At 62.9% G+C, this 9,210-nt stretch carries 7 protein-coding genes and 3 pseudogenes; 4 read left to right on the forward strand and 6 right to left on the reverse strand.

All coding sequences use genetic code 11. From position 1 onward, the window contains the following. Nucleotides 1-2: 2 nt before the first annotated feature. A complete protein-coding gene (gene rhaT, locus AC58EF_RS26560; RefSeq protein ID WP_497279450.1) occupies nt 3-1,070 on the forward strand; it encodes an L-rhamnose/proton symporter RhaT in 1,068 nt (355 codons plus the stop codon). A 10-nt stretch (nt 1,071-1,080) separates the two neighbouring features. Here rhaT and AC58EF_RS26565 read toward each other — a convergent pair whose 3' ends face one another. The 3 genes from AC58EF_RS26565 to AC58EF_RS26575 all read right to left on the reverse strand — a co-directional run bounded on the left by AC58EF_RS26565 (nt 1,081) and on the right by AC58EF_RS26575 (nt 5,419). After that, the gene (locus tag AC58EF_RS26565; protein WP_497279451.1) at nt 1,081-1,878 is read right to left on the reverse strand and encodes a DeoR/GlpR family DNA-binding transcription regulator; all 798 of its coding nucleotides are present in this window, start codon (nt 1,876-1,878) and stop codon (nt 1,081-1,083) included. 69 nt (nt 1,879-1,947) lie between these two features. Beyond that, nucleotides 1,948-3,246, reverse strand: coding sequence for an L-rhamnose catabolism isomerase (gene rhaI / locus AC58EF_RS26570; RefSeq protein WP_497279452.1), 1,299 nt, complete (start codon nt 3,244-3,246; stop codon nt 1,948-1,950). A gap of 49 nt (nt 3,247-3,295) precedes the next feature. Further along, nucleotides 3,296-5,419: a bifunctional rhamnulose-1-phosphate aldolase/short-chain dehydrogenase gene (locus AC58EF_RS26575; protein ID WP_497279453.1), complete on the reverse strand. Its 2,124-nt coding sequence runs from the start codon at nt 5,417-5,419 to the stop codon at nt 3,296-3,298. Nucleotides 5,420-5,528: 109 nt separating this feature from the next. Between AC58EF_RS26575 and AC58EF_RS26580 the strand changes: the two genes are divergently transcribed. From AC58EF_RS26580 to AC58EF_RS26590, 3 genes and pseudogenes are all read left to right on the forward strand, one after another. Further along, nucleotides 5,529-6,950 (forward strand): FGGY-family carbohydrate kinase, encoded by a 1,422-nt coding sequence (locus AC58EF_RS26580; RefSeq protein WP_497279454.1) that lies wholly within the window; start codon nt 5,529-5,531, stop codon nt 6,948-6,950. After that, a complete protein-coding gene (gene lldD, locus AC58EF_RS26585) occupies nt 6,947-8,086 on the forward strand; it encodes an FMN-dependent L-lactate dehydrogenase LldD (protein WP_497279455.1) in 1,140 nt (379 codons plus the stop codon). Before AC58EF_RS26580 ends, lldD begins: the two co-directional genes overlap by 4 nt. A gap of 229 nt (nt 8,087-8,315) precedes the next feature. Beyond that, nucleotides 8,316-8,489: pseudogene (locus AC58EF_RS26590) on the forward strand (helix-turn-helix transcriptional regulator); the annotation flags it as partial. Nucleotides 8,490-8,596: 107 nt separating this feature from the next. On the opposite strand, the pseudogene AC58EF_RS26595 reads toward AC58EF_RS26590, so the two are convergent. From AC58EF_RS26595 to AC58EF_RS26605, 3 genes and pseudogenes are all read right to left on the reverse strand, one after another. Further along, nucleotides 8,597-8,791: pseudogene (locus AC58EF_RS26595) on the reverse strand (hypothetical protein); the annotation flags it as partial. A gap of 5 nt (nt 8,792-8,796) precedes the next feature. Beyond that, nucleotides 8,797-9,063 carry a VirB3 family type IV secretion system protein gene (locus AC58EF_RS26600; RefSeq protein WP_497279456.1) on the reverse strand — a complete coding sequence of 89 codons (267 nt, stop codon included), beginning with the start codon at nt 9,061-9,063 and terminating at the stop codon, nt 8,797-8,799. Next, nucleotides 9,063-9,140, reverse strand: a pseudogene (locus AC58EF_RS26605) (TrbC/VirB2 family protein); the annotation flags it as partial. The gene AC58EF_RS26600 and the pseudogene AC58EF_RS26605, both read right to left, overlap by 1 nt. Between the last annotated feature and the right edge of the window lie 70 nt (nt 9,141-9,210).

Genomic DNA, 9,210 nt, shown 5'->3' on the forward strand with positions numbered 1-9,210 from the left:
CGATGACCCCCAACCCGATGCTGGGCCTGCTTTTCCACTGGCTGGGCGGTCTCGCCTCGGCAAGCTTCTATGTGCCCTACAAGGGTGTGCGGCGCTGGTCGTGGGAAATATTCTGGCTGACGGGCGGCGTCTTCTCCTGGCTCCTGGGGCCCTGGGTATTTGCGGCGCTCCAGACCGAAAATCTGCTCGGCGTGCTGGGCGGGACGCCCGGTGAGACGCTGTTCTGGTGCCTGTTCTTTGGCGCGCTCTGGGGGCTAGGGGGTCTTACATATGGGCTTACCATGCGCTATCTTGGGCTTTCGCTCGGCATGGCAATCGCTCTCGGGCTGACAACGGCGTTCGGCACATTGGTGCCGCCGATCTTTGCGGGCGATTTTCACGAGCAGATCATCGCGACCACGAGCGGCAACGTCATTCTGGGGGGCATCGGGGTTGCGATGGTGGGTATCCTGACCGTCGCGCGCGCCGGGCATGAGAAGGATGCCGCCCAAAATGCGACCGGGGCCGTCACCGAGTTTGCCTTTCGCAAGGGGCTTGGCGTGGCGATCTTCTCCGGAATCATGTCGAGCTGTTTCGCCTATGGCCTCGCGGCCGGCGAACCGATCCGCGAGGCAAGCCTTGCGGCCGGCACGGGGCATCTCTGGCAGGGGCTCCCCGTGCTCTGCGTCGTCCTGGTTGGCGGCTTTCTCACCAATTTTCTGTGGTGCCTCTGGCTGATAGTCCGTAACCGCTCGGCCGCCGAATGGCTGGGCGGCGCGGGAAGGAATCGGCAGGCCGACGGGGCTCGGATCCCGCTGACGCGCAATTATCTGCTTTGTGCGCTGGGCGGCACGATGTGGTATTTTCAGTTCTTCTTCTATACGATGGGCGAAAGCCAGATGGGACGTTTCGGCTTCTCGTCCTGGACCCTTCACATGGCGAGCATCATCATTTTCGGGACCTTATGGGGTTTCGCTTTCAACGAGTGGCGCGATGCGCCGCCGCGCACGCGGGCGATGGTGTGGGCAGGTGTCGCATTGCTGGTGTTGTCTACGGTCATCATCGGTTGGGGCAACGCGATCGCGACCTGAGCGACGCGCCTCAGCCTGCTTTGCGATTGGCGACGATCAGCCTGATGCCGGCCCGTTCGATCATCTGTGCCTGCGCGTCCGAGATGCCGCTGTCCGTGATGATGACGTCGATCTCCTCCAGCCCGCACACGACATTGCCCGAGGAACTTTGAAACTTGGTGTGATCGACGAGGACAATGATTTCGTCGGCCCGCTCGATCAGATGCCGTTCGGCCGTCACGAGTACGATGTCGGCCTGCATCAGTCCCTGCGCGCCGATTGCCGCGGCACCCATGAAGAGTTTCGGCGCATGAAAGCGGGGCATGCTCTCCTCGCCCGGTGCCGCAAGAATGATGTTCTGTTCGCGAAACACGGTTCCCGAAGGAACGAGTATGCCCGTGCCGGCCTGTGGCAGCAGGGCGCTCACGATGTGGAGCGAGTTGGTGAGAACCTGGAGGTTGAGTCCGGCCAGATGCGGGCACATCTGTAGCGTCGTTGATCCTCCATCGATCATCACCCCTTCACCAACGTGGCAAAGTTGGGCGGCGGCCCGTCCGATCGCCTCTTTCTCGGCACGATTGCGGCCGATATTTTCGTGAAAGGGAACCCCCGCGAGGCTCGCTATCGTGGATCTTTCGCGAGATGGTTCGCCCGCGAGCTTGGCGCCGCCGCGTACGCGCTCCAAAAGACCCTCCTCGGCCATCCGCTCAAGATCCCGCCGGATTGTCGCGGGCGAGGCATCGATTCCGCGCTCCAGTTCGGGAAATGAAATGAATCCGCGGTCGGACAACAGGCTCAATATGCGCTTTTCGCGCTCGGTCGCGTGCATTTTTACTCTTTCGGACGAATATCTCCGCCCGTTCTTCCGCTTCCTAATGCCCGTTTCAAGCAAATTCGCTCAAACAATGCCAGCGCCGAGCCCCACGGGTTTGCGCTTCTGTGCCATGCGGGCGCGCCACCCGCTCACACGATATGCTGCGAGCGCGTCGATCGCACCGCCTGCTTCCATTCGCGCCATGGCAAGGATCGGCGTAACGTCGGTACGATAGGCGCGGCGAAGCGTCTGAAACGCCGCCATCGCGTCATTGTCCTCCTGGGCCTGGCGAAGCTGGTTGCGGTCGACGAGAACCGCCTTGGCGAAGGCCGCAACAATCGCTTCGGCGGACGAGATCATGCTCTCTATGGGATCGGTCACATTGTGCGACTGGTCGATCATATAAGCGGGCGCAAAGCCTTGACGCGGGTTGCGTTCGGCTTCGACAAGTTCGTTGAAGACCAGGAAAAGCTGATGCGGATTGATCGATCCGCTGTCGAGATCGTCGTCGCCATATTTGCTGTCGTTGAAATGGAAACCGCCCAGCTTGCCGAACCGATGCAGACGCGCGACGATCTGCTCGATGTTGACGTTGGGCGCGTGGTGGCCAAGGTCGACGAGGCACTGGGCCTTGGGGCCCAGTTCTTGCGCGGCGAGGATCGAACTTCCCCAGTCGGCGATCACCGTCGAATAGAAGGCCGGCTCGAACATCTTGTGTTCGATGAGCATCCGCCAGCTATCGGGCAGCGCGGCATAGACCTGCGCCGCCGAATCGAGATAGCGGTCGAGCGAACGCGCAAGATCCTGCTGGCCAGGAAAATTGGTGCCGTCGCCCACCCAAATCGTGAGGTCGCTCGCACCGAGCTGCCGCCCGATCTCGATACATTCGATATTGTGCTCGATCGCCTGCGCGCGGGCTTTGGGATCCGTGGAGGCGAGGCTGCCATTGGCATAGCTGACGGCCTGGTCGTGCTGATCCTGAAAACTATTGGAGTTTACGGCATCGAAGCCAAGACCGAGCGCGGCCGCCTCCTCGCGCAACGCCGCATAGTCGCTGACCTTGTCCCATGGGAAATGGGGACTGACGCGCGGCGTTACGCGTGAGAGCTGATTGACGACGGCGCAGTCCTCGAGCTTCTCGTGAATCGTCGTCGGCTCGCCGGGAAGCGGAAATTTTGCGAAGCGCGTGCCCCCGCGCCCCGCGCCCCAGCTCGGTACCGCAACCGAAAAGCCCGCAACGCGCGCCTTGACGGTGTCGATCGTCACGCCCCGCCGGGCAAGCTGGCGGCCCAGGCTGTCATATTCGTCGTGCAAGGCATCCAGATGTAGCGCATTCTGCGCGTCGATCTGGTCCTCGGATAGTGGCAGTGCCGTCACGCTCATGTCCTCTCGTCCAACTGGCCGTTATCGGCTTTCATCTGTCGTCGCGGTATCAGCGCGTAAAGGCCTGCGCATTGCCCGCATCGACATTGACGATGTTGCCCGTCGATTTGGCAGAGGCATCGCCGGCAAGGAACAGGACGGCCTCTGCGATGTCCTCGGGCAGCACGTTGCGCTTGAGCATCGAGCGCAGGCGGTAGAATTCCTCAAGTTCCTCGCCGGCATCGACGCCGTAGGCGCCCGCGCGTTCCTTGCGCCAGCCACCATCCCAGATTCGTGATCCCTTGATCACCGCGTCGGGATTGACGGTGTTGACGCGTATGCCGTGTGGCGCGCCTTCGAGCGCCAGGCAACGCGCGAGATGGAGGGCCGCCGCCTTGGCGGAGGCGTAGGCCGAAGCATTGGTAGCGGCGGCCAGTGCATTCTTGGATCCGATGAACACGATCGAGCCGCCGCCCTGCTGGCGCATCAGCGGAAAGGCGGCCCGTGCGGTGAGGAAATATCCTTCGGCAAGCACGTCGTAATTTTTCTGCCAGATCGCCACGGTCGTTTCCTCGATCGGCGCCGACGAGGCGATGCCGGCGTTGGCGACCAATATGTCGAGCCCTCCGAATTCCAGCGCGCATAGATCGAACGCCGACTGTACCTGCGTTTCGTCGGTCACGTCGCAAATCGCCATGCGGACATTGTCGCCGCCGAAGCCGGCTTGGAGTTCCTCCATTGCCGTTCGGAGCACTTCGCCATCGCGGTCGGCGAGCATCACGCAGGCGCCCTCGCGCAGCAGCCGGTGTGCAGTGGCGAGGCCGATACCCCCCGCGCCGCCCGTTATCAGTGCGATCTTGCCGACAAGCGGGCGGGGTTTGGGCATGCGCTGAAGCTTAGCCTCCTCCAGCGCCCAATATTCGATCCTGAACGCCTCGCTCTCGCTGAGGCCGATATAAGCCCCGATCGCCTCGGCGCCTCGCATCACATTGATGGCATTGCCGTAAAATTCCCCCGCCAGCCGGGCGGTGGTCTTGTCGGCAGCGAATGTCATCCGACCGATGCCGGGCACCAGCACGACAACGGGATTGGGATCGCGCATCGCGGGATCGCCGGGTCGCGCACAGCGATTGTGATAGGCGGCGTAGCCATCGCGATAGTCCGCAATGGCCGCCTCAAGATAGCCCTCCTCGTCGAGCCGCGTGGGGTCGAGCGTCAGCGGAGTGATCTTGGTCCGAAGGAAGTGGTCGGGGCAGGATGTGCCGATCGCGGCGAGGCGATCGAAATCCCGGCTGCCGACAAATTCGAGCGTTTCGGGATCGTCGGAAAAGTGCGCCGCCTTGGCGCGCGCGCCGGCCATGAGGCCGCGAAGGCGAGGCATAAGTCCGGCCGCTGCCGTCCGGCGATCTTCCGCACTTAGTGGCGCGACCTTCTCTCCGTCAAAGGCAGGTTTGCCCGCCATCCGCTTGTTCAGATACTCCGCGGCATCGGCGATCAGGCTGATGGTGTTATCGTAGCAGGCCTTCGCGCTGTCCGCCCAGCAAATGATGCCGTGCCCCGCGAGCATTACGCCCCGCAAACCGGGATTGGCCGCGGCATAGTCACGCAGCCTGAGACCCAGATCGAAGCCCGGGCGTTTCCACGGCAGCCACCCGACCGTCCCGTTCCAGATTTCGCGTGTGGCCGTCTCCCCGCCGGTCGACGCCGCCAGCGCTATCACTGCGTCGGGGTGGACATGGTCGACATGGGCAAAGGGCAGATAGCCGTGGAGCGGCGTATCGATCGAGGCAGCGCGTGGGTTCAGGCCGAAGGTGCAGTGGGGAAGATAGTCCACCATCTCGTCTTCATGCTCGACGCCGCGATAGAGGCCTTCGAGTGCCAGCAATTTGTCGAGGTAGAGCGTCGCGAGGCCGTCGCGCTTCATCGAGCCGAGGTCGCCGCCCGACCCTTTGACCCACAGCACGGGGGTTTCGGTACCGGTCAGGGGGTCGCGTCCGACCGTCTTTGCTGACGTGTTCCCTCCCCCGAAATTGGTTACGGTCAAATCCGATCCGAGCAGGTTGGAACGATAGAGGAGCAGCTCTTCCTGCGTTTTCCCTTTCGCTTCGGCGTCAGACCAGCGATTTGCGGGCACGGCAAACGGAAGGGCGGATTTGGTGGCGGCATTCGTTCCGGCCCGAAGGATATCTTCCATCCAGCATTCTCTCTCGATAACTATTGAATTTGCGCGAATCTAACGAAAGCTGTGGCAATATGCAATCTATTTCGATAAATATCGATCAAAATTTGTCGTAAAGGAGAAGATGGTGCGTGGGCATGTCGTCGTTCTGGACATTGGTAAGAGCATGGCAAAGCTCAGCCTTTTCGATGCCGCAGGCGGGCTGATCGCCAGGCGCGACCGTCCCAATCAATCCGTCTCGGCCGGGCGGCATAAGGCGCTCGATACTGCGGGAATCGAGGCCTGGCTGGCGGCGGTGCTTGCCGACTTCGGGCAAATGGCGCCGATCGAAGCGATCGTTCCAGTGGGCCATGGTGCCGCCGTGACGATCATCCGCGACGGTGAGTTGGCCTATCCGCCGCTGGACTATGAAGAGATGGATTCGGACGATGATCGCGCGTCCTATGAACGCGAGCGCGACGCATTTGCTCAGACCGGATCGCCGTCGCTGCCCGGTGGCTTGAACCTTGGTGCCCAGTTGCACCGATTGGAACGAATGGTGCCGGGCCTGCTGGGCGACGGCGCGACAATCGTGCCGTGGCCGCAATATTGGGCGTGGCTGCTGTCGGGCGTCGCGGCCTCCGAAGTCACGAGCCTCGGTTGCCACAGCGATCTCTGGCGGCCCTTGGCTGGCGCGCCTTCGGCTCTGGCGATCCGTCGGGGATGGGGGGACAAGCTCGCGCCGCTCAGGCGCGCAGATGCCGTTCTTGGTACGTTGCTGCCTGATTGGGCGGCCCGCACCGGGCTTCCCGATACGGTGCGCGTCCATTGCGGATTGCATGATTCCAACGCGGCGTTGCTCGCGGCTCGCGCTTTTCCACAAATCGCCCGGAACGATGCGACCGTGCTGTCGACGGGAACCTGGTTCGTCGCGATGCGCACGCCCGATCCGGGCCATCCGATCGATCTCGCGGCGCTTCCCGAGGCGCGGGACTGTCTGGCCAATGTCGACGCCTATGGCCACGCCATTCCATCGGCGCGCTTCATGGGTGGACGCGAAATCGAGATGCTTGTCGAAGATGCGGCGCAGCGAATCGACATTGCCGCCGATCAGCCGGCCCTGCTGGCAGCGGTTCCCCGCGTACTCGATGCTGGCGCAATGGTGCTTCCCGGTTTTGTACCGGGGGCGGGACCGTTTCCACGCCATCGCGGACAATGGATCGCGCGGCCCGTCGATGCCATCGAACGCCGGACCGCGATTGCGCTCTATGCCGCGCTGGTAGCGGATACCATGCTCTCGCTCATCGGCGCGCGCGACCGCATTTTGGTCGAAGGCCGGTTTGCGCAGGCCGAGCCCTTTGTCCGCGCGCTTGCGCGTCTGCGCCCCGATTGCACCGTTTATACGAGCAGCCTGGACAGCGACGCCTCCTTTGGCGCGCGGCGTTTGCTCGATCCCCAATTGCGACCGCCGGCGGCATTGCGGCAAGTCGTGCCGCTGTCCGATGACCTGGAAGGATATAGGGTACGGTGGGTCGAGGAGACCGGTCGGATGGAGGCCGCGGCATGAAACCGGCCTCGCATCAGGACTATCGCATACTGGCGCGCCGGCGGCTTCCGCACTTCCTGTTCGAATATATCGACGGCGGCTCCTATGCCGAAGCGACGCTTGCGCGCAACGTCGACGATCTCGCCGCGATCGCGCTGCGTCAGCGCGTTCTGCGCGATGTTTCGGCCATCGACTTTTCGACCGAGTGGTTCGGGCGGCGTCTGTCGATGCCCGTCGCATTCGGGCCGATCGGCCTGGCAGGAATGATTGCGCGCCGGGGAGAGGTGCAGGCGGCGCGTGCGGCGGAATCGGCGGGGATTCCGTTCTGCCTTTCGACGGTATCGGCCTGCTCGCTGGAAGAGGTCGCGGCGGCGGTCACGCAACCTTTGTGGCTACAGCTCTATATGATCCGCGACCGCGGCTTCATGCGGGAGCTGCTTGGCAAGGCGCGTGAGGCCGGATGCACGGCGCTCGTGTTCACGGTCGATATGCCGGTGCCGGGATCTCGGTATCGCGACTACCGTTCGGGGCTCGCGGGGGCACCGGGCCCTATAGGAGCGGCGCGCCGAACCTGGCAGGCGATCCGGCGTCCGCGCTGGGCATGGGATGTCGGCCTATGGGGCCGCCCGCATAGCCTCGGCAATGTGGCACCCGTGCTGGGCAAAAAAAGCGGGCTCGAGGATTTCTTTGCCTGGATGCGCGACAATTTCGACCCGTCGGTCACATGGCGCGAACTGGACTTCATCCGGTCGATCTGGTCCGGACCGCTGATCATCAAAGGCATTTTGGATGTCGAGGATGCCCGGGAGGCCGTCCGGCTCGGGGCCGACGCCGTGGTGGTGTCCAATCACGGGGGGCGCCAACTCGACGGGGTGCCTTCAACCGTCTCGGCTCTGCCCGCCATTTCCGATGCGGTCGGCGGCGAACTGACGATCCTTGCGGATGGCGGTGTCCGATCCGGGCTCGACGTCGTGCGGATGCTGGCATTGGGCGCGAAGGGCGTATTGCTCGGGCGCGCATGGGCTTATGCTTTGGCTGGAGGAGGGCAGGCCGGAGTGGCGCACATGCTGTCCCTGCTCGAAGCCGAAATGCGAGTGGCCATGGCGCTGACCGGTACCACCCGTATCGACGAAATTTCACGCGAAATTCTGGTCTGAATCCCAAGGACACTGAATCCGGATAACGACTGCATCGCTGCGCCAGTCTAATATGCTGCTGATATCCCAGCCAATCCCCGCGTTCGCGTATATCGGTCAACATTCTTACCGTCGAAGCGATCCATTTTTCGGTGCAGTAGCGGGCGACATTTACTGGAATGGCGGCGGAACGCTTTGCGTAAAGCGCCACGTGGCAACACCGAGCACTCTGTCATGAGTTCTGATAATCGTGAATGATTGGCCGTCGAACCGTTTGAATGAGCGTCAGAAAGAATGCTTACGGCTGTTCTATGCAAATTTGGAAGTCAAAGAGATTGCTTCTGAGATCGGCCTTTCACCCAATACAGTGAAGAAATATTTGCTCGACGCACGGCGGACGCTTGGGGTTTCCCGCAGTATGCAAGCCGCGCGCATTCTCGTCGAATATGAAAGGGATACTCGAGGGGTACCTCCTCCGAAACGGCTGGTAGCGTTGCCCGACCTAGCGGACGATCACGGGGCGTGGGTCGAGGCGGCATTCAGCCGCGCCGAGGTCGCGATGAGCTCGGACTGCGTTGCGCTGTCGAGGTCGGGACCGCGAAAGCGTAGCGTGCGCTGGAAGCTGCCATCCTTGTTCAGGATCACGCCGGGCGCGATCATCGCCGCCCAGGGCAGGAAATCGGCAAGCCGCGTGGGGCGCTTGGCATGTTCGCGCAGGAACATCATGAGGATCAGCTTTCGAAAATTGTGGGAAGCGCGACATGGCGCCGCGCGACGGGAAGGATCTGCGCGTCGCGGCGCGCGGCGAAGACGCAGAGGCCGTGACCGACGAGTGCGATCACGATGCCTGCGATCCATAAGCGGAGGCCGATGCCGACCGCGGCGGCGAGCGTGCCGTTGAAGATCGCGAGCGCGCGCGGCGCCCCGGCGAGCAGGATCGGTTCGGCAAGCGCCCGGTGCACCGGCGCCGCAAATCCGGGGAGGTTCTCTTCGCCCATCAGACCAGCGCTCCGCCGCCGAAGCTGAAGAAACTGAGGAAGAAGGAGGAGGCTGCGAACGCCACCGACAGACCGTGAGAACGGCGGAGCAATATTCGACCACGGTAGCGGCGGGATAGTCCTGCTGCGGGCGGCGTAAAAGTCGTC

Source organism: Sphingobium sp. WR1, from assembly GCF_059693745.1.

Coding starts and splice junctions, on each gene's coding strand:
- AC58EF_RS26580 (WP_497279454.1), top strand. CDS start 5,529: ATGGTGCGTGGGCATGTCGTCGTTCTGGACATTGGTAAGAGCATGGCA.
- lldD (WP_497279455.1), top strand. CDS start 6,947: ATGAAACCGGCCTCGCATCAGGACTATCGCATACTGGCGCGCCGGCGG.
- AC58EF_RS26600 (WP_497279456.1), bottom strand. CDS start 9,063: ATGGGCGAAGAGAACCTCCCCGGATTTGCGGCGCCGGTGCACCGGGCG.
- AC58EF_RS26575 (WP_497279453.1), bottom strand. CDS start 5,419: ATGGAAGATATCCTTCGGGCCGGAACGAATGCCGCCACCAAATCCGCC.
- AC58EF_RS26565 (WP_497279451.1), bottom strand. CDS start 1,878: ATGCACGCGACCGAGCGCGAAAAGCGCATATTGAGCCTGTTGTCCGAC.
- rhaI (WP_497279452.1), bottom strand. CDS start 3,246: ATGAGCGTGACGGCACTGCCACTATCCGAGGACCAGATCGACGCGCAG.
- rhaT (WP_497279450.1), top strand. CDS start 3: ATGACCCCCAACCCGATGCTGGGCCTGCTTTTCCACTGGCTGGGCGGT.